The organism is Pseudomonas sp. IAC-BECa141 (assembly GCF_020544405.1).
Classification (GTDB): domain Bacteria; phylum Pseudomonadota; class Gammaproteobacteria; order Pseudomonadales; family Pseudomonadaceae; genus Aquipseudomonas.
This window is the reverse complement of the sequence record NZ_CP065410.1, coordinates 4,002,896-4,029,566: the sequence shown is the minus strand read 5'-3', so window position 1 is coordinate 4,029,566 and position 26,671 is coordinate 4,002,896. Positions and strand designations below refer to the sequence as shown.

13 protein-coding genes and 1 pseudogene are annotated in these 26,671 nt (G+C 62.2%); 12 read left to right on the top strand and 2 right to left on the bottom strand.

What is annotated here, in order from left to right; genetic code table 11:
* Positions 1 to 256: 256 nt before the first annotated feature.
* The 10 genes from I5961_RS18300 to mnmH all read left to right on the top strand — a co-directional run bounded on the left by I5961_RS18300 (position 257) and on the right by mnmH (position 22,110).
* On the top strand, positions 257 to 10,783 hold the full coding sequence (locus I5961_RS18300) for an autotransporter-associated beta strand repeat-containing protein (RefSeq protein WP_227232973.1): 10,527 nt from the start codon (positions 257 to 259) through the stop codon (positions 10,781 to 10,783).
* 231 nt (positions 10,784 to 11,014) lie between these two features.
* On the top strand, positions 11,015 to 13,018 hold the full coding sequence (tssI, locus tag I5961_RS18295; protein WP_227232972.1) for a type VI secretion system tip protein TssI/VgrG: 2,004 nt from the start codon (positions 11,015 to 11,017) through the stop codon (positions 13,016 to 13,018).
* Positions 13,015 to 13,881, top strand: a complete 867-nt coding sequence (locus I5961_RS18290; RefSeq protein ID WP_227232971.1) for a DUF4123 domain-containing protein — start codon at positions 13,015 to 13,017, stop codon at positions 13,879 to 13,881. Before tssI ends, I5961_RS18290 begins: the two co-directional genes overlap by 4 nt.
* Entirely contained in the window at positions 13,878 to 14,630 is a 753-nt protein-coding gene (locus tag I5961_RS18285; RefSeq protein WP_227232970.1) for a toxin VasX, read from the top strand. The genes I5961_RS18290 and I5961_RS18285 overlap by 4 nt, the downstream gene beginning before the upstream one ends.
* Entirely contained in the window at positions 14,570 to 17,365 is a 2,796-nt protein-coding gene (locus I5961_RS18280; protein ID WP_227232969.1) for a hypothetical protein, read from the top strand. Before I5961_RS18285 ends, I5961_RS18280 begins: the two co-directional genes overlap by 61 nt.
* A 54-nt stretch (positions 17,366 to 17,419) precedes the next feature.
* The gene (locus tag I5961_RS18275; protein ID WP_227232968.1) at positions 17,420 to 18,550 is read left to right on the top strand and encodes a hypothetical protein; all 1,131 of its coding nucleotides are present in this window, start codon (positions 17,420 to 17,422) and stop codon (positions 18,548 to 18,550) included.
* On the top strand, positions 18,547 to 18,792 hold the full coding sequence (locus I5961_RS18270; protein ID WP_139834847.1) for a hypothetical protein: 246 nt from the start codon (positions 18,547 to 18,549) through the stop codon (positions 18,790 to 18,792). Before I5961_RS18275 ends, I5961_RS18270 begins: the two co-directional genes overlap by 4 nt.
* Positions 18,793 to 19,261: 469 nt before the next feature.
* Positions 19,262 to 19,885: a hypothetical protein gene (locus tag I5961_RS18265; RefSeq protein ID WP_227232967.1), complete on the top strand. Its 624-nt coding sequence runs from the start codon at positions 19,262 to 19,264 to the stop codon at positions 19,883 to 19,885.
* Positions 19,886 to 19,972: 87 nt separating this feature from the next.
* Positions 19,973 to 21,007, top strand: coding sequence for a selenide, water dikinase SelD (gene selD, locus I5961_RS18260; protein WP_227232966.1), 1,035 nt, complete (start codon positions 19,973 to 19,975; stop codon positions 21,005 to 21,007).
* A complete protein-coding gene (mnmH, locus tag I5961_RS18255; protein ID WP_085703305.1) occupies positions 21,007 to 22,110 on the top strand; it encodes a tRNA 2-selenouridine(34) synthase MnmH in 1,104 nt (367 codons plus the stop codon). The genes selD and mnmH overlap by 1 nt, the downstream gene beginning before the upstream one ends.
* 26 nt (positions 22,111 to 22,136) lie before the next feature.
* Here the strand turns inward: mnmH and I5961_RS18250 are convergent, their stop codons facing one another.
* The gene (locus I5961_RS18250; protein WP_085698923.1) at positions 22,137 to 22,811 is read right to left on the bottom strand and encodes a histidine phosphatase family protein; all 675 of its coding nucleotides are present in this window, start codon (positions 22,809 to 22,811) and stop codon (positions 22,137 to 22,139) included.
* A gap of 295 nt (positions 22,812 to 23,106) precedes the next feature.
* On the opposite strand from I5961_RS18250, the pseudogene I5961_RS18245 reads away from it, so the two are divergent.
* Both I5961_RS18245 and hemB read left to right on the top strand, forming a co-directional pair.
* Positions 23,107 to 23,804 (top strand): annotated as a pseudogene (locus tag I5961_RS18245) (glutathione S-transferase family protein).
* A gap of 159 nt (positions 23,805 to 23,963) precedes the next feature.
* Complete coding sequence (gene hemB, locus I5961_RS18240) at positions 23,964 to 24,938, top strand: porphobilinogen synthase (RefSeq protein ID WP_085648205.1); 975 nt, start codon at positions 23,964 to 23,966, stop codon at positions 24,936 to 24,938.
* A gap of 128 nt (positions 24,939 to 25,066) precedes the next feature.
* Here the strand turns inward: hemB and I5961_RS18235 are convergent, their stop codons facing one another.
* Positions 25,067 to 26,596, bottom strand: a complete 1,530-nt coding sequence (locus I5961_RS18235; RefSeq protein WP_085703302.1) for an FAD-dependent oxidoreductase — start codon at positions 26,594 to 26,596, stop codon at positions 25,067 to 25,069.
* Positions 26,597 to 26,671: the final 75 nt, after the last annotated feature.

Genomic DNA, 26,671 nt, shown 5'->3' with positions numbered 1-26,671 from the left:
AAGTGTCGGGATTGACGCTTCGCAAACGTTTGCACAAGTCATACCAGTTTTGCGCGCGCACCTGATGGATCCTTATTCCTGAAGGCTCTATCACAAAAGTATTAATGCCATTTAACCAATGTTCCATTGCAGGGCATCAACTAGCGTCTTTGGGGAATGAGACGGTTGGAAGACCGTCGCGCTCTTGATGCGCGTGTTCGATTTGCCTGCCGTTGCGCGCTTTCAAGGATGAAATTGACCACGAAAGGAGTATCCCGTGGAAGCAAGGTTTGGTGTCGCCCTCGTTTCGCGTTTTTCCCCGCTTTCCCTTGCTGTGCACCTGAGCGTTGCCGGATTTCTGTTCGGCGGTGTCAGTGCACCGGCGCTTGCAACCTGTTCCACTGCCGGATCCACGGTGACCTGCACCGGGGTGCCGAGCCTGCCGCTGTTTCTCAATGACTTCAGCAGTGCCAGCAACGGCCTGACGGTCAACGTCAACTCGGGCGCGCAGATGAACGCGACGCTCGGCGGCAAGGTGCTCAACCTGACGGGCGTCAACATCAGCCTGAACAACTCCGGCACCATCGACCCTGCATTGCTGGGCCTGGTGTCCGTGCTCAGCGGCGGCGCGTTCATCGGAACGGGCGCCTCCAGCACGGTCAGCGTGCTCAACAACGCCAGCGGCCTCATTCGTGGCACCGGCATGTTGCTCGGCCTCAACCTGACCAGCATCGATGGCCTGGGGATAGGGGTCAACAATGCGGCGGCCGGCACCACCACCATCACCAACAACGGGACGATCACCTCGACCGGTCTGTCGGTGGGCGGGATCACCCTGGCCGATACGCCGGTGGTGGGTGTGTATGGCGGTTCCCAGGTCGTCATGACCAACAGCAGCACCGGCACGATCAACGGCCGGGTGGCCTTCGAGACATCGGCGGCGGGCAATACCTTCACCAACGCCGGTAACATCACCGGCAGCGTGTCGATGGGGGCGGGCAGCACCAACACGTTCTACGCGATCACCGGTTCGAGCGTAAACGTCGGTGACGGCGTGCAAGTTACCGTCGGCCTTGGCGGCCTGATCGGCATCAACCTGACCTTCGCCCCGACCGGTACGATCGATGGCGGTGCAGGTGGCACCAATACCCTGATTCTGCAAAACCCCATCGGTGTCGGCGGCGGCACCACCGGTTCAGGCACGGCGTCCAGCGCCACCTATGTCAACTTCAACAACCTGACCCTCAACAGCGGCACCTGGACCCTGCAGGGACCGTTGGTCAGCGGGGCGACGACCCTCAATGGCGGTGTCGCGCTGTTCAATGACAATGGCGCGTTCGGCAGCGGTGTATTGACGTCCAATGGCGGCATCCTGCAGGCCAGCACTGCCGGACTGAACATCAGCAACCTGATCTCGCTGGGTGCCGGCGGCCTGACGGTGCAGGGGACCAACGCCACAACGCTCAGCGGCGTGCTGTCCGGCAGCGGCGGCCTGACCAAGATCGGCAGCGGCCAGCTCAACCTCAACGGGGTCAATACCTACACCGGCAGTACCGTGCTCAATGGTGGCGTGGTGCAGGTGGGGAACAATCAGGCCTTCAGTACCGGCGGCATTACCGTTGGCGGCGCGTCGAGCATTTCGGCCTCCGGCCCGATTTCGTTGAACAACGCGCTCACCCTCAACAGCACACTGACGGCGACCGGCACCGGGGCCCTGACCCTGGGCGGGCTGATCAGCGGCGCCAGCGGCCTGACCAAGACCGGCAGCGGCAGCCTGACGCTCAGCGGCGCCAACACCGGTTACAGCGGCACCACGACCTTGAGTGCCGGCACCTTGCGCGTCGGCAACAACAATGCCTTGGGCACCGGGGTGCTCAACACCGCCACCGGCACCAGCCTGGACAGCACCGCCAACGTGACGTTGGCCAACAACATCGGCATCACTGGCACGTTGAACGTGCTCGGCAGCAATGCCCTGACCCTGTCCGGCATTCTCTCCGGCACCGGCGCGATTACCAAGAGTGGCACGGCCAGCCTGACCCTGACCGGCAACAACACCAACAGCGGCACCACCGCGCTCAACGGCGGTACCTTGCTGGTCGGCAGCAACACCGCCCTCGGCACCGGCGCGCTGAATGCGGCGGCGGGTACCACGCTGGATGCGACCACGGCGGTGACCCTGGCCAACGCGGTGGCGCTGGCGGCGGACCTGACCATCGGCGGAACACAGGCACTGGGCCTGAGCGGGGTCATCAGCGGTGCCGGCAACCTGATCAAGAACGGCACCGCGAACCTGACCCTCAGCGGCAATAACACGTTTTCCGGCGGTACGACGCTGAATGCCGGGACGCTGATTGTCGGTTCCAATACCGCGCTGGGCACGGGCGCACTGACCACGGCGGCGGGCACTACGCTCGATGCCAGCACCACCGTGGCGCTGGGCAACGCCGTCGCACTCGGCGGCAATCTGAACATTGCCGGCAACGCCAACCTGACCCTGGGTGGCGTGGTCAGCGGCAACGGCGGGCTGACCAAGAATGGCGCGGCCAACCTGATTCTCAGCGGCGCCAACACCTTCCTCGGCGGCACCACGTTGAATGCCGGTACTCTGACTGTCGGCAATGCCGGCGCACTGGGCAGCGGCAGCCTGACCGTCGCCGGCGCGGCGACCCTGGACAGCAGCGCCGCCGTCAGCCTGGGCAACGACGTAGCGCTCAACGGCAATCTGAGCATCGGCGGCAGCAATGGCCTGACCTTGGGCGGTGTCATCAGCGGCGCCAGTCAATTGATCAAGAACGGCACCGCCAACCTGACCCTCAACGGCGTCAACACCTTCACCGGTGGCACGGCGCTCAACGCCGGCAGCCTGACCGTCGGCAACGCGGCGGCTCTCGGCACCGGCACGCTCACCGTCGGTGGCTCGGGCGGCTCGCTCAACAGCAGCGCCAACGTCACGCTGAACAATGCGATTGCCCTCAACGCCAACCTTACCGCCGGTGGCGCCAACCCGCTGACCCTCGGCGGCGTCATCAGTGGCGGCAGCAACCTGATCAAGACCGGCGCCTCGACGCTGAGCCTGACCGGCAACAACACCTACACCGGCTCTACGTCGCTGAACGCCGGGACACTGATCGTCGGCTCCAACACCGCCCTCGGCACCGGCATCCTCAACGCCGGCAACAACACCACGCTGGACGCCAGCACCGCGACCAGCCTGGCGAACAACGTCAACCTCGGCGGCAACGTGACCCTCGGCGGCAGCAATGCCCTGACGCTCAACGGTGTCGTCGCCGGTGTCGGCGGCCTGATCAAAAACGGTCCGGCCGATCTGGTCCTCAACGGCGCCAACACCTACTTCGGCAACACCGCGTTGAACGTCGGCAAACTGATCGTCGGCAGCAACACCGCGCTGGGCAGTGGTGCGCTGAATGCGGCCGCCGGCACCACGCTGGATACCAACGCCGCCGTCAGCCTGGGCAACCAGGTCAACCTTGCCGGCGCGCTGAATGTCGGTGGCAGCGCCGACCTGACCCTCACGGGCACCGTTGCCGGGGCCGGCAGTCTGGTGAAAAACGGTGCGGCCAACCTGAATCTGAACGGCACCAATACCTACATCGGCGGCACTACCTTGAACGCCGGTACCGTGACCGTCGGCAACAGCTCGGCACTGGGCACGGGGGCCTTGACCGTCGGCGGTGCCGCGACGCTCGACAGCAGTTCCTCGCTGGCCAGCCTGGCCAACGCGGTTGTCCTTAACGCAGCGCTCAGTGTCGGCGGTACCCAGAACCTGGCCCTCGGCGGTGTCGTCAGCGGCGCCGGCCAGTTGATCAAGAACGGCGCGGCCAACCTGACGCTCAATGGCAGCAACACCTTCGGCGGCGGCACCACGCTCAATGCGGGCACGCTGACGCTGGGCTCGGCCGGTGCCCTGGGCAGTGGCGGCCTGACCGTCGGTGGCGCAGCAACGCTGGATAACAGCAGTGCGCTCAGCGTCGGCAACAACATCACGCTCAATGCCGACCTGACCGTGGCCGGCAACAACGGTCTGAACCTCAGCGGGGTGATCGACGGTGCGGGCAACCTGATCAAAACCGGCCTGGATGACCTCGCCCTCAGCGGCACCAACACCTTCACCGGTGCGCTGAACATCCTCTCCGGCAGCGTCAGCACCCTGACCAGCGGCGCACTCGGCAATACCTCCGGCGCCAATGTCAGCGCCGGCGCCAGCCTCAACCTCGGCAGCAACGCCAGCCTCAATGGCCTGAGCGGCAGTGGCGGCGTGCAGATCGGTGGCGGTAACACTTTGACCGTGGGCGGGGTCAGCAGCACCAGCACCTTCGACGGCGATCTCAGCGGCAATGGCGGTTTGACCAAAGTCGGCACCGGCACACTGAACCTGACCGGGATCAATGGCCTCGTCGGCAACACTGCCGTCAACGGCGGCACCCTGAACCTCAGCGGTTCGCTGGCCAGCGCCCAGGTCAGCGTCAATACCGGCGCGAGCGTCACCGGCAGCGGTTCGATCCTCGGAACCCTCAACGTCAACAATGGCGGCCACCTGGCGTTGTCTTCGGGCAATACCCTGTCTGCCGCGTCACTGGTTCTGGCTGCCAACAGCAATATCGATGCGAACCTCGCAACGCCATCGACCACCTCGCTGATGAACATCGGCGGCAACCTGACCCTCGACGGCAATCTCAACGTTACCGATGCCGGCGGGTTCGGTGTCGGGGTCTATCGTTTGTTCAACTACACGGGGGCACTGACCGACAACGGCCTGACCGTGGCCGGTGTACCTGTGGGGTTTGGCCTGGGCGATCTGGTGGTGCAGACCTCGGTCGGTAACCAGATCAACCTGTTGGTGTCCGCGCCGAACGCCAATATTCGCTTCTGGGACGGCAGCCAGACGATCCCGAACGGTACGGTCGATGGCGGCAGCGGAGCATGGGATGCCGTCAACACCAACTGGACCAACGTCAACGGGACGCTCAACCAGACCTGGGCCGGCGACTTCGCGGTGTTCCAGGGCACGGCGGGCACGGTGTCGGTCAACGGCACGCAGCTGTTCACCGGGATGCAGTTCCTCACGGACGGCTACAACGTGGTCAACGGTACGTCGGGACTGCTGACCGCCGTCAACGGCAGCGGTGGCACCACGGCGATGCGGGTCGATCCGGGCGTGACTGCCACGGTCGGCGTGAACATTGACGGCAGCGGGATTCTCAACAAGCTCGACAGCGGCACCCTGGTGCTCAACGGCGCCAACAGCTACACCGGCGGCACGCAACTCGATGGCGGCACCCTGGTGGTCGGCAGCAATACCGCACTGGGCAGCGGCGCGCTGATCGCCAACGCCGGCACGCAACTCGACAGCAACACCGCCGTGACCCTGACTAATGCGACCACGCTGAACGGTAACCTCACCGTGCTGGGCAGCAATGCGCTGACCCTCAACGGTGTCATTTCCGGTACCGGTGGCTTGATCAAGAACGGATCGGCCAGCCTGACGCTCGGCGGCAACAACGCTTTCCTCGGCCCGGTGGCACTGAATGCGGGCGGTCTGATCCTGGCGTCGAACGCGGCGCTGGGCTCCGCCACCCTGAACGCGGCGAACGGTACCACCCTGGATGCCAGCGGCGCCGTCACGGCGGGTAATGCGATCAACCTGGCAGGCAACCTTGGCGTGGTCGGCAGCAACGATCTGACACTCAGCGGAGCCATCAATGGCGCCGGCAGCCTGACCAAGAACGGCGCAGCCAATCTGATCCTCAGCGGTGCCAACAACTTCCTCGGTGGCATCACCCTCAATGCCGGCACCCTGACCGCCGGCAGCAACGGCGCCCTCGGTCTGGGCAACCTGACCGTGGCCGGTGCCTCGGCGCTGGACAGCAACACCTCGGTGTCGCTGGGCAACAACGTGGTACTCAACGCCAATCTGACCAACACCGGCAGCAGCGACGTGACCCTCGGCGGCGTGGTCAGCGGCAGCGGGGCACTGATCAAAAACGGGGCCTCCAACCTGACCCTAAACGGCATCAACACCTACAGCGGCGGCACCACGCTGAACGCCGGCACCGTGACCCTTGGCACCTCGGCGGGCCTGGGTTCCGGCGCGGTGACCGTGGCGGGCGCCTCGACTCTCGACAGCACGGCGCCGCTGGTGCTGGCCAACAACCTCAACGTCAATGCCAACCTGAGCGTGGCCGGCAACAACAACCTGACGCTTGGTGGCGTGATCGCCGGCGCGGGCACACTGACCAAGAACGGTCTGGCCGACCTGACGCTGACCGGCAACAACACCTTCAGCGGTACCTTCGACGTGCAGGCCGGCAGCCTGACCACGCTGGGCAACTCGGCGCTGGGCAGCAACGCCGGGGTCAATCTCGGCGCTGCGGCGACCCTCAACCTCGGCGGCTCCGGCAGCCTCGCCAGCCTGACCGGCAGCGGCACCGCACTGATCGGCGGCGGCAACACACTGAGCATCGGCGGTAACAACGCCAGCAGTATTTTCGACGGCGTGCTCACCGGCACCGGCGAACTGAGCAAACTCGGCACCGGCACGCTGACCCTGACCGGCCTCAACAGCCTGACCGGTAACACCACGGTCAACGCCGGTACTTTGAACGTCAGCGGTTCGCTGGACAGCGCCAGTGTGCTGGTCAACAGCGGCGGCACCCTGACCGGCAGCGGCTCGCTCGGCGGGGCCGTGACCGTGGCGGACGGCGGCCATCTGGCCGGCGCTACCGGCAGCACGCTGTCGGTGAATTCGCTGGTGTTCAACGCCAACTCCAACTTCGATGTCGGCCTCGGCACACCGGTGTCCGGTGGCGGCAACGCGCTGGTCAACGTCGGCGGCAATCTGACCCTCGACGGTACCCTCAACGTCAGCGATATCGGCGGATTCGGCAGCGGCGTGTATCGCCTGATCAACTACACCGGCGGCCTGACCGACAACGGCATGCTGATCGGCACCGTGCCGGGCAGCGTCACGCCGGGCGACCTGACCCTGCAAACCGCGCTGGCCAACCAGATCAACCTGCTGGTTACCGCACCGGGCGTTACCGTGCAGTTCTGGGACGGCAACCAACTTGTCGCCAACGGTTCGGTGGATGGCGGCAGCGGCACCTGGGGCACCGGCACCACCAACTGGACCGACGTCAACGGCACCACCAACCAGGCCTGGAGCAACAGCTTCGCGGTGTTCCAGGGGACGGCGGGCACCGTCACGGTGAACGGTGCGCAAACCATCACCGGCATGCAGTTCGTCACCGATGGCTACAGCCTGCAGAACGGCACGGCCGGTTCGCTGAATCTGGTCAACGGATCGCTGGGTAACGCGACCGTGCGGGTCGACCCGAACGTCACCGCCACCGTGGGCGTGGCGCTCAACGGCGCTGGCACACTGGGCAAGTACGACACCGGCACCCTGGTGCTCAACGCGGCCAACGGTTACACCGGCGGCACCGCGCTCAACGGCGGCAAGATCGTGGTCGGCAATAACTCGGCCCTTGGCACCGGCGTATTGACCGCCGCCAACGGCACGGCGCTGGACAGCAACACAGCGGTCAGCCTGGCCAACGCCGTGGTGCTCAACGGCGGACTCACCGTCGCCGGCTCCAACGCATTGACCCTCGGCGGTGTGGTCAGCGGCAGCGGCAGTCTGATCAAGACCGGCGCATCGAGCCTGACCCTCAACGGCAGCAACACTTACAGCGGCGGTACTCAACTGTCCGGCGGCTCGCTGATTCTGGGCAACAACAGTGCGATCAGCAGCGGCGCCCTCAGCGTGCTGGGCAACGGCACCCTGGACAGCACCTCTGCACTGCAACTGGCCAACGCCATCAACCTGGGGGCGCAACTGACCCTGGCCGGCAACCAGGACACCACGCTGATCGGCGCGATCACCGGCAGCGGCAGTCTGGTGAAAAACGGCAGTGGCGACCTCGTCCTCAGCGGCGCCAACACCTACAGCGGCGGTACGACGCTGAACGGCGGCAGCACCCGTGGCGACACCAGCAGCCTGCAAGGCGCCATTGTCAACAACGCGACGCTGACCTTCGAGCAGAACAGTGACGGCAGCTACACCGGCAATCTGACGGGGGCCGGCACACTCAATAAAACCGGTACCGGCGCCTTGCTGCTGACCGGCAACAACACCTTCACCGGCAACACTTCGGTGCAGGCCGGTTCGCTGAACGTCAACGGTGTGCTCAACAGTGCCAACGTCAATGTCGCCAGCGGGGCGAAAATCGGCGGCAGCGGCGTATTGGCAGGCGCCGTACAACTGGCCAACGGTGCGACGCTGACGGGCGGCGGCACTGCAACGCCGTTGTCGGTCGGTTCGCTGGTGTTGTCGTCGGGCACCAACCTGGACTTCTCCCTGGGCTCGGCTGCGAGTTCCACCACGGTGGTCAACGTCGCCGGCAACCTGACCCTCGACGGCACGCTGAACATCAGCAACGCCGGCGGTTTCGGCACCGGGGTCTATCAACTGTTCAGCTACGGCGGCAGCCTGACCGACAACGGTCTGGTCTACGGCAGCCTGCCGGTGTCGGCGGCCAACCTGACCCTGCAGACCGCGCTGGCCAATCAGGTCAACCTGCTGGTGCAGAACACGCCGGGTGAAGTGCAGTTCTGGAACGGCGGCACCACCAACCCGGATGGCAGCATCGGGGGCGGAAGTGGCGTGTGGGGCCCAGGCACCAACTGGACCGATCCGAGCGGTACTCAGGCGCTGGCGTCGAACGGTCAGTTCGCCGTGTTCGGCGGGCAGAGCGGGACGGTCACCGTGCAAGGCAATCAGAACTTCACCGGGTTGCAGTTCCTCGCCAGCGGTTACAACCTGGTTCCAGGTGCTGGCGGTACGCTGACCCCGGTCAACGGTCCGGGCGGCAGCCTCGCGCCGGTGCGAGTGAATGCCGGTGGCAGCACGGAAATCTCCGTACCGCTGGTGGGCAGTGGCGGCATCGAGAAGCTCGATTCCGGCACTCTGGTTCTCAGCGGGGCCAACACCTACAGCGGCGGCACCACCGTCAGCGGCGGTACGCTGATCGGTAATACCCTCAGCCTGCAAGGCAACATCCTCAACAACGCCTCGCTGGTGTTCCAGCAGAACGCCAATGGTCAGTTCAACGGACGCCTGAGCGGTGTCGGAGCCATGGCCAAACGCGGTGCGGCACGCTTGCTGTTGACCGGTAATCAACCCTTCAGCGGCACCGTGGCGGTGGATCAAGGCGTGCTGCAAGTCGGCAGCCGCGCGGCGCGAGCCTCTCTCTCCGGGCAGGTCACCGTGGCCAATGGCGCAGGCCTGAGCGGGAATGGCAGCGTCGGTTCGGTGGTCAACCATGGCGTGGTGGCTTCCGGTGGCGAGGACGGCACCTTGAGTGTCGCCGGCAACCTGAGCAACGCCGCCGACGGTGTGCTGGCCCTGACCGTCAGCTCGCCGACCGCCACACCGCTGGCGGTCGGTGGTAGTGCCACCCTGGGCGGCGGTCTGCAGGTCAACAGTCTGGCACCGTTCACCGGCAATACCGTGTACTCGCTGATCACCGCCGGTGGCGGGGTGACCGGCACCTTCAGCGCCGCCGATCTGCCGCAATACGCGTTCCTGAATACTGCGCTGGTGTACGACGCCAACGCGGTGAATCTGGTGGTCAGCCGCAACGGCAACTCGTTCGTCGACGTCGCCGCCACCCGCAACCAGCGCAACACCGCTTCGGCGTTGATGCGCAACGGCGCGGCGGGCAGTGCGTTGCAGGGCGAAATCGTCAACCTCAGCGTGGCCGGGGCACGCAACGCCTTCGACAGCCTGTCGGGGGAAATTCATGCCAGCACCGCCAGCGCCATGCTTGAGGATTCGCGCTACGTGCGCGACGCGGTCAATGACCGTATGCGCCAGCCATCGTGCAGCGCGCCGGACGATCCACGCCGCGCCCTGGCCCCAAGCGACAACCAGCTGAGCAGCAACGGCTGCCACGGCGAAATGGTCGGTTGGGCCCGTGCTCTCGGCGCCTGGGGCGAGTCGGACGGCGACAGCAACAGTGCGAAACTGGATCGCAACCTGAGCGGCTTCATGCTCGGCACCGACAAGCAGCTCGACGACCAGTGGCGCGTCGGCATGGCCGCCGGTTACACCCGCAGCGATCTGGATGCCCATGACCGTCGCTCGGATGCCACGGTCGAGAGCTACCACCTGGCGGCGTACCTCAACTCGCAATTCGACGCTTTGGCAGTGCGTCTTGGCGCGGCGTACAGCTGGCACGACATCGAAACCAAGCGCGATGTCAGCGTCGGCGCCTACAACGACCGGTTGAAGGCCAATTACGACGCGCGCAGCGCTCAGGTGTTCGGTGAAGTCGGCTATGCCATCGAAGCGGCCGGAATTGCCCTGGAACCGTTCGCCGGTCTGGCGTACGTCAACTACGACAGCGACAAGGCCAAAGAGAAGGGCGGAGCAGGGCGTCTGCGCGCCGAGTCCGATCAGGACATCACCTTCTCGACCCTGGGCGTGCGCGCCGGCAAGGTCATCACCCTGGCCAACGGCGGGCAATTCACCCCGCGTGCGGCGCTCGGCTGGCGGCATGCCTTCGGCGACACCAAGCCTGACGCCGACCTGACCTTCATCGACGGCGGCGCCTCGTTCAACACCCAGGGCGTGCCGATTGCCAAGGACAGCGCAGTGGTCGAAGCAGGCGTGGACTTCCAGATCAGTCCGACCGGCAAACTCGGCATCGGCTATTCGGGACAGCTGTCGAACGAGAGCAACGACCATGCGATGACCATCAGCTTCAGCCTTGGGTTCTGATTCAGGAGCGAAGCACTTCAGCCGCCCGCAAGGGCGGCTTTTTTTGCCCGATCACAGCCAGTGGCAGTTGCCTTCACCGGAACTCGGAACTTGCTGTAGGAAGTTGCTGAAACTGCAGGCCTGTTTATGGCATCACGGACATGTCCTACACGATTAAACGATTGTCCTGACTGCGTCGAACCGTAGACCCACGCAAAGTCCCGAGCCTGAAAAAGGTACAGGGAAATGTGGATGTTTGGCGCCAGCACACCCGTTGTATTCACACTCGAAATAGAGGGTTTTCCCCACGACCTTCAGGTCTTCGAATTCCGGGCCAGGGAAGCGCTCAACCAGACCTACGAGGTCGAACTCGAGCTGGTCAGCGAACGCCGCGACCTTGATCTCGAATCCCTGCTGCACCAGCCAGCCTTTTTGTCGTTCTGCCCGGACGGCTCTGGCATTCACGGCCAGATCCATCGGGTCGCCCAAGGTGACTCTGGCACACGCCTGACCCGCTACCAGATTGTTCTGGTGCCTCATCTGGCCTATCTCGCCCATCGTCATAACCAACGCATTTTCCAGCATCAGAGCGTGCCGCAAATCATCGCTCGTGTGTTGAGTGACCATGGCATGCAGCCGGATGCCTGGCGCTTCCAGCTCAGCGCCGATTACCGGCCTCGCTTGTATTGCGTGCAATTTGACGAGACGGATTTGTTCTTCATCCAGCGCTTGTGTGAAGAAGAAGGACTGCACTTTCATTTTCAGCACAGTCGCGATGGGCACCTGTTGGTATTCGGTGATGATCAAAGCGCCTTCCCTGCGCCGGCTGCACCGACGGCCTATGCACAAGGCAGCGGCATGGTTGCCGAAGCGGCGGTCATAGACCGCTTCAACGTCCGCCTGGAAACCCGCACCACACACGTCAGCCGCCGTGATTACCACTTCGAAAAGCCAACCGTGCAACTGGACGCCGAAGCCAAAGAGGCACGGCTTCCAGTGCTTGAGGATTACCGCTTTCCGGGTCAGTTCACTCATCGTGACCGGGGTAAACATCTCAGTCAGCGTGCCCTTGAGCGGCATCGCGCCGATTACCGTCAAGCCCGGGGGCGCAGCGATCAGAGCCTGCTGCGCAGTGGCAGTTTCGTCGACATGAGGGAACACCCACGCGACGATTACAACGGATTATGGCTGCTGACCAGCGTTGATCATCTTGGCCGGCAACCGCAAGTGCTGGAAGAGTCAACGACCGACCTCGCTACCGAAGACGACTTCACTCAGGGCTATCGCAACCACTTCGTTGCGACGCCCTGGGACGTCATTTTTCGCCCCGCCCTCGAGCACCGTAAACCCCGAATCAACGGCAACCAACATGCCGTGGTGACCGGGCCGCCCGGCGAAGAGATTTACTGCGATGCCTATGGTCGGGTGAAAGTCCAACTGCTGTGGGATCGCGAAGGCCAACTCAACGAACAATCCAGTTGCTGGTTACGCGTAGCTACAGGTTGGGCTCATGACCAATACGGCAGCGTGCAGATTCCGCGCGTCGGCATGGAAGTGCTGGTCGGGTTCACCGAGGGGGACCCGGACAAACCGTTCGTCCTGGGTTGCCTGCCCAACGCCGTGACGCCAGTGCCGCTGGATCTGCCGGCAGAGCAGACTCGCAGTATCTGGCGCAGCCAGAGCACCCCCGGTGGTGGCGGTTACAACGAGCTGCGCATCGAGGACAAAAAAGGCGCCGAAGAGATCGCCATCCGCGCGCAACGTGACTTTGTCCAGCTTGTGCTCAATGACCAGCGAGTCCAGGTCGACAATCAACGCACCGTGGTCGTTGGCGGCATTGCCAGTCATGAGCTGCACAGCGACGAACACCATCTGACCCATGGCAATCGCCTGACTGAACTCAAACAGGAAGATCACCTGTGGGTGCATGGCGACCGCCACGTTCGTGTCGCCAGCCAACGGCTCAGCGCCGGCCAGCAAATCCACCTCGGGGCCGGTCAGCAAGTGGTCATCGACGGCGGCACCCATGTGACGATCAAGGCCGGCGGGCATTGGTTGACGCTGGGGCCCGAAGGCATTTGCAGCAGCGTGCCGATTCTGCAGGGCGGCGCACCTGCGCCGGGAATGGCGGCGGAACCGTTGGTGCCTGGGGCGTTGCCGTTGTTGAAAGTGGCATTTGATCCGATTCGGCAACGCCACGCCCTGGTGTCTGCGCGCGCCTCGCGTTGCCTGATCTGCGAGGCTGCCAGCGCGTGAGCCTTTTGACTGATTTGCCTGACGATTTGCCATGGACCCGACAACAGGCTTTTTTGCTGCTGGACGGGGCGACGATCAGTGATCTGCCAACGCGGTTGAGGCAGATCAGCCCTTCGGTCAGCACATTGGCTCTGTATGACCAGCCACCCTTCGCGGCACTGCGCGATCTGTCGCCTCTGCTCGTGGCCATCGAGCGGGCTGACGAGCCATTGGCACGGTTCTTCCTGCAACACGCGGCGCAAGAGTGGGGCGTGCTGTTGTTCAGCTGCGCGCCGATGCACAGCGTTGGCGAGCATTTGCGCAAACTGCTGAGTGTCGAATTGCCGGCCGGGCAACCGGCGCTGTTGCGGCTGGCCGATGCCGGGGTGGTGCATGCGCTGTATGCCAGTGGCGATCAGCGTTTGTTCGGGCCTTTGACCTGTGTGGTGACGGCGGACTGCGTCAACGATGCCTGGCACATCCATCGGCCTCGGCAGGCTGAATGTCCGGAGCTTCCTGTTCCTTATTGCCTGAACCCTGAACAGAACGCGGCGCTGGATCAGGTTGATCGGCGCCGAGCGTTGCTGGATCTGGATACGCATCTGTTGAAGCACTTTTCCCGATTTCATGTCGGCGAAACCCTGACCCAGCGCTGGCCAACGCTGCAGCAAATGGAAACCCAGGCCAGCGCGCTTGGCCTGAGCAGCCGATCCGAGCTGTTCAACTTTGCCAACCTGTTGGCATTGCTCGACAGCCGCGATATCGCCCAACACCCGCAAATCCACCACTTGCTCCATACGCCATCGCTGCAATCACCGGGCGAGCGTGTCGCGCTGGCCGTTGATGTGGCGCAGCGTTGGGCCAGTCAAAGGCAACGCCCATGACCCATCCCGCCATTCTCGACGCTGCCGCCGCCTCGAAAGCCCCCATCGTTGCGCCCGCAGCTTGCCCGCTGCAACAAACCCATGTGCAACTGTTGCCGTTGAGCTACGGCCTGGTGGAAAGATCGTTCGATCCGGGCACCGAATTGAAATTGCCGTACACCTTGACCGCGCGCCCGCTGGGCATCCGTCGTCTGCGTGATGGCTGGCTGTACATCATCGACAGCCTCAGCGGCGAGTTGTACGAATACCGAATGCTCGACGGTATCGTCACGGCGCTGCTGCATCAGGGCAAACAGGTCAGCGAGGATCAGCGCGCAGCGATTGAAGAGCGTCCGGCGCTGATCTTTCCCCGGCAAAGTACGTTGTACGTGACCTTTGCCGAGGTGCAGTGGACGGCGGGCAAATGCCATCAGGTGCTGGACAGCCGCGAAGAGCGCAACCATTTCATGCAGGCGGTCGATCTTGCACCGGTGGATTGCCTGACCGGTGGCGAGCATTTGCTCACCGTCGAGCAGACCCGGCAGTGGCTGGCGGAAGTGGCGGCGGGGGCCGGGCCGGTTGCCGATGCGGACGCGACGCGGATGCCCACCGTGCAGGTCAGCGACGCCCCGAGCACGAGCGTGAACCTTATCTGTGGGAGCAACCCCGGCGCTTTCGCGAGGCGCACATCGGCGAATTCCTCGGCCGGGTGCGCGGGCCCTATCAGGACGACACGCTGTTTCTGCTGGTCAACGACGATCTGGGGGTGATGCGCGATCTGGCCGAGTACCAGGACACCGTGGTCGGCTGGGTCGATGAGTGGAGCAACACCGGCAACAACGCGCGCGATTATCTGCTCGCCAGTTACATCGAGTCGCTGAGCCAACTGAGCGGCGCCGATGTCGACGGATTGGCCAAGGCCAGCGAACAGCCGCAGGCCAAAGCCCTGTTTGCCGATCTGGAACAGTTGCCCGAGCCGGATCGCGAGAATACGCGCAAGGCATTGCTCGATTACCTGAACAAGGGTGGGGAGGTCCAGGCCGATGGGCCGGCGCCGCCCGAACTGCAAAAACTGCGCGCTCAGAGTTTTGATGACGGCATGGGACAGAATCGTCTGACCCCTGCGGCTGAGGTGGATCGGCGTTTTTATACCCGCCAGTACTTCGAAGCCGTCGCCCCCGAGGAATTTGTCGAACAGCATCTGGAGACGCTGATCCGCCTCGGCAAGGATCAGGATCGGCGCATCAAGGACGTGCTCGACGGCCCGCTGCTCAGCGGTAAACGCGGGATCAACGACCTGATCGACCGCCCGGCGATGGACGAGCGACTGAACCTGCTGCGTGACGACCTCGGTCGCTGGAACCGCCTGCTCGAACGCATCACCGCCGACCGCACGCAACTGCTGGTCGCCGGACGCTTCCATCGTTCGGCCTGGTACTACGACGCGCAAGTGGCGGCGCAACTCCATCAAGCCCTCAGCGCCGAATACGCCTGCCTCAAGGACCTGTGCCGCAGCGATGAAGCGAGCGAAAAAGTGCTCGGTTATCTGGAGGAACACCCGGAACTGACCCGAACTGTCTTCTACACCTTGCCGCTGCGCCTGCAAACGGAGCAGAGCGGGCAATACTCGACACTGTTCAACGCGCTCATGGCCACGTTCAACAACCTGCCGGACTGGCTGGCCAAACTGAAAATGATCGAACAACCGCAACTGCCGGCCCTCGACGACATGCCCGAACACACCCGCGTCGTCGCGGCGGCGGTGCAGGACACTTACAGCCCGGCACTGAACCTGGGCCTGAACCGTGTGCTGGAAGGCTTCGACCTGTCGGGCGAGAAAATCCCCGACCTCGACGAACTGTTCCAGCGCCTGCCCAAAGCCCTGCGCCTGCGCCTGTTCGACGCGGCGAAAACCAGCGGGGTGACCTTCACCGTCGCCAGCCCGGCCGAGCAGTCCGCGTTGCAAACGGCGATCAAGGAAGTTCTGCGCGAACGCGAATACCTCATGACCCTCAACCGTGAGCGCAATCAGATCACCCACAACAAGAATCGCCAGGGGCACAAGACTCCACGGGCGATGGAGTTGCAGGAAGAAATTGTGCGGGTGCGGGCGCAGTTGACCCGGATCGAAGCGCAACTGGCAGGGGCACTGAGCCCGATTGAAGAACTGCCGGATCGCTCGGCCCGGTTGTACGGCGCGACGCCTGCAAGGGCAGGGGTGACGGTGGTGTTTCCGCCGGCGCAGCAGCAGGAACTGCGCGGGTTGTTGGGGAATATCCGGGCGGGATTGGGCGGGGTGTCGGCGGGGAGTCTGGTGAAGACGGAAGGGATGGGGTTGGTGGTGGTTTTGGTGCAGGTGGTGAATTTGGTGGGGGCAGCAAAGGAGTTGAAAAAGCAGTCCAGGAACGAACGGAGTTGGGGGCCGGTTTTGAATGCCTTGATGGCCACTGGTGCTGCTGGGTTCACGGCGGCACAAAGTTTGGGTGATATGGCGTTGAAAGCTCGAAGTGCTGGGCTTGTTGCAAATCTCCAGCGGCATGCTCTGCAGAATGTGTTCGTGCAGATGGGGAAATTACATATTGGGCTAGGCGCACCCACTTACCTCTTAGGCCTCATTTCGTCAGCAACAAGCTTGAATGCCCAACAGAGGAAGCTGCAGGAGGCAACGAGAAGAGGGGATCGTCCTGCGCAAAACACTGCGGCACTTGCAACATTGGGTGCGGGCGGCCTAGTGACAATTAATGCATATGGGCTCTCCAATACGGTTCACGCAACATTCACTGTTTTGAGTGCTCCGAACAGTGCAGCACGTACCGCCGCCTGGGCCGCCGCTGGCACACGTCTTTCCACCGTGTTTTTCCGCTTCAATCTAGCGGGCGCCCTATTCACCGTGCTGGAACTGAGCGGCACCTGGTTGTTCAACCGTTACAACCTCAGTGCCCATGACAAGTGGCTAAAAATCACGCCTTGGGGGAGGGATGCCGAAACACGGGGTGACTACTCTCTGCAGGATTACCAAAGTTATCTGGCTTTTCTGATCCACGCGCCTTACGCCCAACTGGGACCCAATCCTTATGATTCCTGGTTGAAGAACCTGCTGTTCAAAGCTAGACCCAGCGATATCCACCTCGTGTTACCCAGACTGACATTGGGTGATCTATTGCCGCCTCTAGGTGGGAAAGCTACTCACCTATTGGGCATCGGCGCTCACCGTATTTCGATGCCCCTTCACAGTCGTGGAGCGCCGCGCGAGAGTAAAGAAGCCATCAGCGAAGAAGTCCTCCGAAGTCTGCGCATCGTCAAATCATCAGCGGAGGGCTTGGTCCTTTGCCTCCAGTATCCGGTAGACCCCGATTTCGAATTTACGCCGGCCAAGGAAACGCTGGAGTTGGCCGTTTGTGTTCAGAACTTGAACGACAAAGGTGAGTGGATATCTCGCACCCGTGTCATTCATATCGATCCACGGGGGAGGGACATTTTGCGGTGGTTACTCCGCAACTGGTGAAAGAGAAACCACCGATTTTGCTAGTTGAAACCCAATTTCTGGAGCAGGCCGCTCATGCTGAATAATCACGTCGAGCCGGGAGTTATTCCGCAAGTCGAGACACCTCGAAAAGCAGGAGAAGTTGAGCCGATTCCGGGCGGTAAGGTCACCTATCTCGCACCGCTACCTTTGCCAACACCAATGCCTCCCTATGGACCTCATATCGGGAGCCTGAATGACGCATACATGGACTTTGGCCTCGGATCTCCACAGGTATTTTCATGGCAAGTCATTTTGGGAGGCCCTTTCAGCGTTGCATGCATGATTGCCTTTCTATTTCCCTTAATAGGTGGCTTCCTGTTTTTTTTATTTGGCATGGGATGGGAGGACATAACTCATGCCATAAACGGGATTTTTCACGAAGCCTATGGAAAAGCATTTCTTGCCCTTTTCTGGGGACTGCTCATTGGTCTAGCTGTCTGGCACCACAACCACAAAAAACGCGCCTCAATCATCCCAACCCGCTTCAACCGCCAACGCCGCGAAGTTTGCTTCATGCCCGAAGGCGCCACCGAACCAGTCTTTGTCCCTTGGGAATCCCTCTCCGCCTGGATCATCGAGGCCCAAGGCGCCACCCAATACGGCATTCACCGCCAGTACGGCATGGGCATCGGCTTCTACCACGGCGAAACCCTCACCAGCCTCGAATTCCAATGCGCCGGCCTGCCCCTCGCGATCAGCCATTGGGAGGCCATTCGCGGCTACATGGAATACGAAATCCACGACCTCAAATCGATCCAGGACCTGCAAGACTTGCAAGGCCCCGACGACCCGCCTCACGAAGGCCTGCACACCTTCCGCAACGCCCGAGCGCGCATGCACCAGCAGATCCACGACGGTTCACGTTCTCGGCTGTCGGGTTTCTTCTGGTACCTCTATCACGTCATGACCCTGTGGACGATTCCCAATCGACTCGTCGAATGGGAAGTGCGCCGCCTCGAACGGATCGGCAAGCAAGCGCTGCCCGAGGCCATGCGCCAATGGTCGGAGCCTCTGCCGAAAGAGCAGTGGGCCAAACCGAGTGAAGAGTTGCTGCGGCTGAGCGAGCAGGTACGTCAACTGCAAAAGCGCCAGCCGCATCGGCCGATCACCGAGATCTTTGCCGAGGTGCAGCGCACGGCATCTACGGGTAAGCGCCGCGCATGAATTGTTTTCCCAAACAGCGAACGGGGGCCGAATTCACGCCAGCGAGGGAAACACTGGAGTTGGCCGTTTGTATTCAGAACTTGAACGACAAAGGTGAATGGACATCGCGCACCCGTGTCATTCATATCGACCCAAGGGGAGAGGGGCATTTTGCGGTGGTTGCTCCGCAACTGGTGAACGAGAAACCACCGGTTCTACTGGTTGAAACCCAATTTCTGGAGCAGGCCGATCATGCTGAATAATCACATTGAACCTGTAGTTATCTCGCAAATTGAGACACCTCGAAAAGCAGGAGATGTCGAGCCATTTCCGAGCGGTAAGGTCACTTATCTCGCACCGTTGCCATTGCCAACCTCTATACCTGCTTATGGACCTCATGTCGGGGAGATGAATGATGGTTTCCTGGATTTTGGTTTGGGATCACCGCAAGTATTTATGTGGCAAATGACTTTAGGTGGACCATTCAGCGTGACCTGTACGGTTTTATTTCTCTTCCCGCTGATTACAGGATTTCTTGGGGTCATTTTTGGATATGGACAGGAAGCCATATGGGATTCGATGGCCGCAATCTTTGAAGAGGCATGGGAAAACATAATGTTCACAGGCCCTCTCATGCTCCCAATAACCTTGGGAGTCTGGCACCACAACCACAAAAAACGCGCCTCAATCATCCCAACCCGTTTCAACCGCCAACGCCGCGAAGTTTGCTTCATGCCCGAAGGCGCCACCGAACCGGTCTTCGTCCCCTGGGAATCCCTCTCCGCCTGGATCATCGAAGCCCAGGGCGCTACCCAATACGGGATTCACCGCCAATACGGCATGGGAATCGGCTTCTACGAAGGCGAAACCCTCACCAGCCTCGAATTCCAATGCGCTGGCCTGCCCCTCGCCATCAGCCATTGGGAAGCCATTCGCGGCTACATGGAATACGAAATCCACGACCTCAAATCGATCCAGGATCTGCAAGACCTGCAAGGCCCCGACGACCCACCCCACGAAGGCCTGCACACCTTCCGCAACGCCCGAGCGCGCATGCATCAGCAGATCCGCGACGGCTCTCGTTCGCGGCTGTCGGGTTTCTTCTGGTACCTCTATCACGTCATGACCTTGTGGACGATTCCCAACCGCCTCGTCGAATGGGAAGTGCGCCGTCTCGAAAGGATCGGCAAGCAAGCACTGCCCGAGGCCATGCGCCAATGGTCGGAGCCTCTGCCGAAAGAGCAGTGGGCCAAACCGAGTGAAGAGCTGCTGCGGCTGAGTGAGCAAGTACGCCAACTGCAAAAGCGCCAGCCGCATCGGCCGATCACCGAGATCTTTGCCGAGGTGCAGCGATAGCCTCGGAAGCAGTGAGGGACAGTTTGGCGAGACGTGCTTCCCACCCTCTCTGCTAGTATTCGCCCCACTGCCTTCCGGAGACTCCCCATGACAGAACCCATCCGTCTGACCCAATACAGCCACGGCGCCGGTTGTGGCTGCAAGATTTCGCCCAAGGCGCTGGAGGTGATTCTGGCCGGCAGCGGGGCGCAGAACCTTGATCCGAAACTGTGGGTCGGCAACGCGTCGCGCGATGATGCGGCGGTGTATGAAATCGATGCCGAGCGCGGGGTGGTTTCGACCACGGATTTCTTCATGCCGATCGTCGATGACCCGTTCGATTTCGGCCGCATCGCTGCCACCAATGCGATCAGCGACATCTACGCCATGGGCGGCGATCCGCTGATGGCGATTGCGATCCTCGGCTGGCCGGTCAACGTGCTGGCGCCGGAAGTCGCGCGAGACGTGATTCGCGGCGGACGCGCGGTGTGCGATGCGGCGGGGATTGCGTTGGCCGGCGGGCATTCGATCGATGCGCCGGAGCCGATTTTCGGGCTGGCCGTCACGGGGCTGGTGGAAAAGCGCTTCATGAAACGCAACGACACCGCCACCGCCGGTTGCCTGCTGTACCTGACCAAACCATTAGGCATCGGCATCCTCACCACCGCCGAAAAGAAGGGCAAGCTGCGCCCCGACGACATCGGCGTGGCCCGGGACTGGATGTGTACGCTGAACAAGCCCGGCAGCCGTTTCGGCAAACTGGCCGGGGTCACCGCCATGACTGACGTCACCGGGTTCGGGCTGCTCGGGCATCTGGTGGAGATGGCCGACGGCAGTCACCTGACAGCGCGGGTTTTTTATGATCGGGTGCCGCGTCTTTCGAGCATCGAGTACTACCTCGAACAGGGCTGTGTGCCCGGCGGCACTCTGCGCAATTTCGACAGTTATTCGAGCCGGGTCGGACGGGTGCAGGAATTGCACAAACGGGTGCTGTGCGATCCGCAGACCAGCGGCGGTCTGCTGGTGGCCGTCACCCCCGAAGGCAATGCAGAATTCCTCGCCGTCGCTGCCGAACTCGGCCTCGCGCTTGAGCCGATCGGTGAATTGATCGGGCGACAGAGCCACGCGGTCGAGGTGAATTGATGGCCGCCGACTTCACCGACTACCGCGACATCTTCCTCAACGACCGGCCACTGATGGATGCCCGTGCGCCGGTCGAGTTTCACAAGGGCGCGTTCCCCGGTGCGGTCAATCTGCCGCTGATGAACGACATCGAGCGGCAGAGAATCGGCACTTGCTACAAGCATCACGGTCAGCAAGCCGCCATCGAGCTGGGCCATCAATTGGTGTCCGGGTCGGTCAAGGCCGAACGTATTCAGGCATGGGCGGATTTTGCCCGGGCGCATCCGGAGGGTTATCTGTATTGCTTTCGTGGCGGCCTGCGTTCGCAGATCGTGCAGCGTTGGCTCAAGGACGAGGCCGGCATTGACTACCCGCGAATCGGTGGTGGTTACAAGGCGATGCGCGGCTTCCTGATCGACACCCTTGAACAGGCAACGGCCCAGTGTGATTTCGTGTTGCTGGGCGGCATGACCGGCACGGGCAAGACCGAAGTGCTGGTGCAACTGCGCAACGGCATCGACCTTGAAGGGCATGCCAATCATCGTGGCTCCAGCTTTGGCAAACGCGCCACCGGCCAGCCGTCAAACATCGATTTCGAGAACCGGCTGGCCATCGACTTTCTGAAAAAACGTGCCGCCGGCATTGATCAGTTTGTACTTGAGGATGAAAGCCGGGTGGTCGGCAGCTGCGCGTTGCCGTTGCCGCTGTATCAGGGCATGCAGCAATACCCGATGGTCTGGCTGGAGGACAGTTTTGAAAACCGTGTCGAGCGGATCCTGCGTGACTATGTGGTGGATTTGTCCGCCGAGTTCTGCGCTGTGCATGGGGACGAAGGCTTTGCGCTGTTTTCCGAGCGATTGCTGGCCAGCCTGGACAATGTGCAGAAGCGCCTGGGCGGCGAGCGGCATCGGCGGATGTTGCTCCTGATGGAAGAAGCGCTGGCAGAGCAGGGCCGCAGTGGTGCGGTGGATTTGCATCGGGGCTGGATCGAGGGGTTGCTGCGCGAGTATTACGATCCGATGTATGTATTTCAGCGTGAGAAGAAGGGCGGCCGGATCGAGTTTGTGGGGGAGCGCGGAGCGGTCGTCGAATATCTGAGTCAGCGGATGAGCCGGAACCCCTGAAGGGCTCCGACCCGGCTGCCAACTGCTCACGTCGGACAGCTTTCCTGGCCGTTATCCAGCCCCTGTTTGTAGCTGTGGCTCTGCAGGCTGGCCTTGCCGTTGTGCCAGGTCAGCGTCAGCACATACAGCGAGTCGTAATCGCTGGATTCCCAGTCATCGGTGATTTTCTGTTTTCCGCCTACCGCGTTGCCGGCAACCTTGTTGATCAATTCAGGAAGGTAGCCGTGTGACCACGCGGTGTAGATGGTCGAGTTGTGGTACTTGTCGTTGGTCAACTCGCGGGCGAGGTCACTGGTATCGTTGGCCGAAAATTCGATGTTCACCGGCAGGCCGAGTTTGATCGCGGCGGGGCTGATGGTCATCAGCGGGCGGATGTAGCTGTAGGAGTTGTCCAGTTCGCCTTCCTCGACATTGCGCGTCGGGTTGGCGGCGAACACATAGTCGGCCTTGCCGAATTTTTCCGGCAGCAGGGTCGACAGGTCGATGGCCCGGTTCAGGCCCTGGCAGTTGAGCTGGCCGAGACCACCGGCGGGTTTCTCCGCGTGGCGCAGGAACACCAGGGTCTGGGTGCCGTCCACCGTTTGCGCGCGGCTTTCGCTGGATTCCAGCGACAGGAACAGCGCGCTGACCGCCAGCAGAGTGGGCAGGGCCACATAGGCGCGGTGTTTGAAGCGTTTGGCGAATTTCATCAAGTTCGTCATGGGATATAGGGTTCTTCAGTCTGTTCGGTTAAGGCTGACAAACCTCTGCACCGGGCTCGCACGCCGGAAGTTTTCCCTGTCATCAATGGCTTGCTTGGAGCCCTCTGAGGCCTGTTTGGTTCGATCCGGCTGCGTGCGCCGCACTTTACCTTTCGGCCCCTGCGATTGAAGGGAAGGTTAATCACAGGATGTTGCGGATTTAAGTAAGCGGGCGGGCGAGGGTGTAAAGAACCCGAGCCATAGGGCTGATCGTGGATTATGCTCAGGCCTTTCATTTTGTGACTGGATGCTACACATGACCGATCTGTCCGCGTTCCCGATCACCCAGAAATGGCCGGCGCAGTACCCTGACTGGATTCAGCTCTATTCGTTGCCGACACCTAACGGCGTCAAGGTTTCGATCATGCTCGAAGAGATCGGCCTGCCCTACGAGCCGCACCGCGTGGGCTTCGACACCCATGACCAGATGTCCCCGGAATTCCTGTCGCTGAACCCGAACAACAAGATCCCGGCGATCCTCGACCCCCACGGCCCGAGGACAAACCGCTGCCGTTGTTCGAGTCCGGTGCGATCCTGATCTATCTCGCCGACAAGAGCGGCCAGTTGCTCGCCCAGGAAGGCGCGCTGCGCTACGAAACCATTCAGTGGCTGATGTTCCAGATGGGCGGCATCGGCCCGATGTTCGGCCAGCTCGGTTTCTTCAACAAATTTGCCGGCAAGGACTACGAAGACAAACGTCCCCGTGACCGTTACGTCGAAGAAAGCCGGCGCCTGCTCAGCGTACTGAACACCCGTCTGGAAGGGCGCGACTGGATCATGGGCGAGCGCTACACCATCGCCGACATCGCCACGTTTCCGTGGGTGCGCAACCTGATCGGTTTCTACGAGGCGGGCGATCTGGTCGGCATCAATAACTTCCCGAACGTCACCCGGGTGCTGGAGCGCTTCCTGGCGCGGCCGGCCGTCGTGCGCGGCCTGACCATCCCTTCCTGATTTCAGGGTTGTACATCTGATCCTGTGGGTTGTTCTGATGATTATTGCGTCCTGGGTAATGCACTGTTGATTGATCCAGGTTTGTACCTCGATCCTCGCAAGGCATAAGCTTCGCCCCCTACGACTTTCGTCTCATCCGCTGTTTTCAGGAAAGGCCCCATGTCCAGTCAGTTCCCCGAAGCACGTCCACGCCGTCTGCGCCGCAATGCGAGCCTGCGCAGCCTGTTCCAGGAAACCGAGTTTTCCCTCAACGATCTGGTGCTGCCGATCTTCGTCGAAGAAGAGATCGACGACTTCGTGCCGATCAAGAGCATGCCCGGCGTGATGCGCATTCCGGAGCGCAAACTGGCCGGTGAAATCGAGCGTTACGCCCGGGCCGGGATCAAGTCGGTGATGACCTTCGGCGTGTCCCACCATCTGGACGCCAACGGCAGCGACACCTGGCGCGAAAACGGGCTGGTGTCGCGCATGTCGCGGATCGCCAAGGACGCCGTGCCGGAGATGATCGTGATGTCCGACACCTGCTTTTGCGAATACACCGACCACGGCCATTGCGGCGTGATGCACAACCATGAAGTCGACAACGACCAGACCCTGATCAACCTCGGCAAACAAGCGGTGGCGGCGGCGCGTGCCGGTGCCGACGTGATCGCGCCGTCGGCAGCGATGGACGGCCAGGTGCGGGCGATTCGCCGGGCACTGGACGATGCCGGGTTCACGCAGATTCCGATCATGGCCTACTCGACCAAATTCGCCTCGGCGCTCTACGGCCCGTTCCGCGAGGCTGGCGGCAGCGCGCTGAAGGGCGATCGCAAAAGCTATCAGATGAACCCGATGAACCGCCGCGAGGCCCTGCGCGAATCGTTGCTCGATGAGCAGGAAGGCGCCGACGCACTGATGGTCAAACCGGCCGGCGCGTACCTGGACATCATCCGCGACATCCGTGAAGCCTCGAACCTGCCGTTGGCGGCGTATCAGGTCAGCGGCGAGTACGCGATGATCAAGTTCGGCGCCCAGGCCGGGGCCATCGACGAAGACCGCGTGGTGCGCGAAAGCCTCGGCGCGATCAAGCGCGCGGGTGCGGACCTGATCTTCACCTACTTTGCGATGGACCTGGCATTGGCCGGGATTTAAGCAACACCACAAAATCCAATGTGGGAGCGAGCTTGCTCGCGATATCGGCGTATCAGACAACCCTGCATTGACTGACAGACCGCTATCGCGAGCAAGCTCGCTCCCACAGTGGTTTGTGGTGTTCTGAATCAGGTAAAAAACGGACGGATCCCGTGATCACGGAAGTACCGCTCGATCACCTTCGGATCCGCGCTGTTGTCGGCAATCGCCACGTAGGTATCCGGGCGCAACAGGTAAAAGCCATTGCGCCCCAGTCCTGCCGTTTCAAACGCCGGACGCCAGTCGAACACGTGCAGCGGCAAGTGATGTTCATTGCACCAGGCGATCATCTCGTCGCTGGTGTCACCGTACACATGCACCTGCCAGCACGGATGGCGCAACGGCTCGTAATTATCCCCCTCGCCATCATGGGCCCACGGCAAGCGGTCGCCGCCGTGGACGTGCCCGGCCACGCCTTCGCTCAGCGCCATGCCCCGATAGTTGACGGTGATTTGCGACACCGTACGAAACAGGAATTCGCGGCTGGACTCGAATGAGGCCATTTTCGGAATCAGGAACGGCGCCAGCCGCGTGCGCAGCAGGTCGGCCATGCGCCCTTCGGCGGTGACGAAGCTGAAGACCTTGTCGGTGGTCGACACCAGCCGTCGGGCGAAGGCGATGCGTTCGGTCTCGTAGCTGTCGAGCAGTTGGGGTGTGGCAGCGCCGCCGAGCACTGCCGCGAGTTTCCATGCCAGATTGATCGCATCGCCGATGCCGGTGTTCATGCCCTGACCGCCGGCGGGGCTGTGTACGTGGGCCGCGTCGCCGAGCAGAAACGCCCGGCCCTGGCGAAAGTGATCCGCCACGCGGTGATGCACGCGGTAGGTGGAGAACCAGTTGACGTCCTCGATGTGCACGTTCAGGTGTTCGATGGCGCGATTGCTGACATCAGAAAACTCCAGGGTTTCGGCGCGATCAGCACGTTCGTCGCGCACGGTGCCGATCAGCCGCGCACGGCCTTCGCCGGCCAGCGGGAACACCGCCAGAAAATCCGCTTCGTCCAGATCCAGATGCAACTCGCCGTTGAGCGCCGGGCCGCTGGCCCGCACATCCGCGACATAGAAAATCTGCTGATAAGTGCCGCCGGGAAAACCGGTGTCGAGGGTTTTGCGCACGACCGAGCGGGCGCCGTCACAGCCGGCGAGATAGCAGGCCTGACAGATTTCCTGCTCGCCATCCGGCAGGCGCAAATGCGCGGTGAGGCCGTCGCCGTTTTCCGTGAAGCTTTCCAGCGTCGTGTTGCGCTCGATGGTTACGTCGTAGTCTTCGAGGCGGTCGATCAACAGCCGTTCGTGTTCGTCCTGCGGGTACATTTCCAGAAAGGCATAGGGTGTCAGGCCATCGCCGATCCGGTTCAGCGGCAGTTGCGCCACGGGTTTGCCCTTGACCCAGAAATTCGCCGCGGCCACCCGATGGCCGTTGCGCACCACTGTGTCGGCCAGATCCAGTTGCCGGTACAGCTCAAGGGTGCGCGCCTGCACCGCCAGCGCCCGCGATGTGGTGCCAGGCGCGGAGGTCTTGTCGATGATGCGCACGCGCACGCCCAGTTTGCTCAGCCACAAGGCCAGCACCAGTCCGGTGGGACCTGCGCCGATGATCAGAACATCACTGCGGTTCATGGTCTGTCCTCCTCGCGTGTCCTGACCTGCGGCATGCCGCTACGTGTGCAGCAGCAAGTATGGATCAGTCGGCGA

What these genes read in the sequence shown, in the direction of transcription:
- tssI (WP_227232972.1), top strand. Translation starts at nt 11,015, where the DNA reads ATGTTTGGCGCCAGCACACCCGTTGTATTCACACTCGAAATAGAGGGT.
- I5961_RS18285 (WP_227232970.1), top strand. Translation starts at nt 13,878, where the DNA reads ATGACCCATCCCGCCATTCTCGACGCTGCCGCCGCCTCGAAAGCCCCC.
- I5961_RS18275 (WP_227232968.1), top strand. Translation starts at nt 17,420, where the DNA reads ATGCTGAATAATCACGTCGAGCCGGGAGTTATTCCGCAAGTCGAGACA.
- I5961_RS18270 (WP_139834847.1), top strand. Translation starts at nt 18,547, where the DNA reads ATGAATTGTTTTCCCAAACAGCGAACGGGGGCCGAATTCACGCCAGCG.
- I5961_RS18265 (WP_227232967.1), top strand. Translation starts at nt 19,262, where the DNA reads ATGCCCGAAGGCGCCACCGAACCGGTCTTCGTCCCCTGGGAATCCCTC.
- selD (WP_227232966.1), top strand. Translation starts at nt 19,973, where the DNA reads ATGACAGAACCCATCCGTCTGACCCAATACAGCCACGGCGCCGGTTGT.
- mnmH (WP_085703305.1), top strand. Translation starts at nt 21,007, where the DNA reads ATGGCCGCCGACTTCACCGACTACCGCGACATCTTCCTCAACGACCGG.
- I5961_RS18250 (WP_085698923.1), bottom strand. Translation starts at nt 22,811, where the DNA reads ATGACGAACTTGATGAAATTCGCCAAACGCTTCAAACACCGCGCCTAT.
- hemB (WP_085648205.1), top strand. Translation starts at nt 23,964, where the DNA reads ATGTCCAGTCAGTTCCCCGAAGCACGTCCACGCCGTCTGCGCCGCAAT.
- I5961_RS18235 (WP_085703302.1), bottom strand. Translation starts at nt 26,596, where the DNA reads ATGAACCGCAGTGATGTTCTGATCATCGGCGCAGGTCCCACCGGACTG.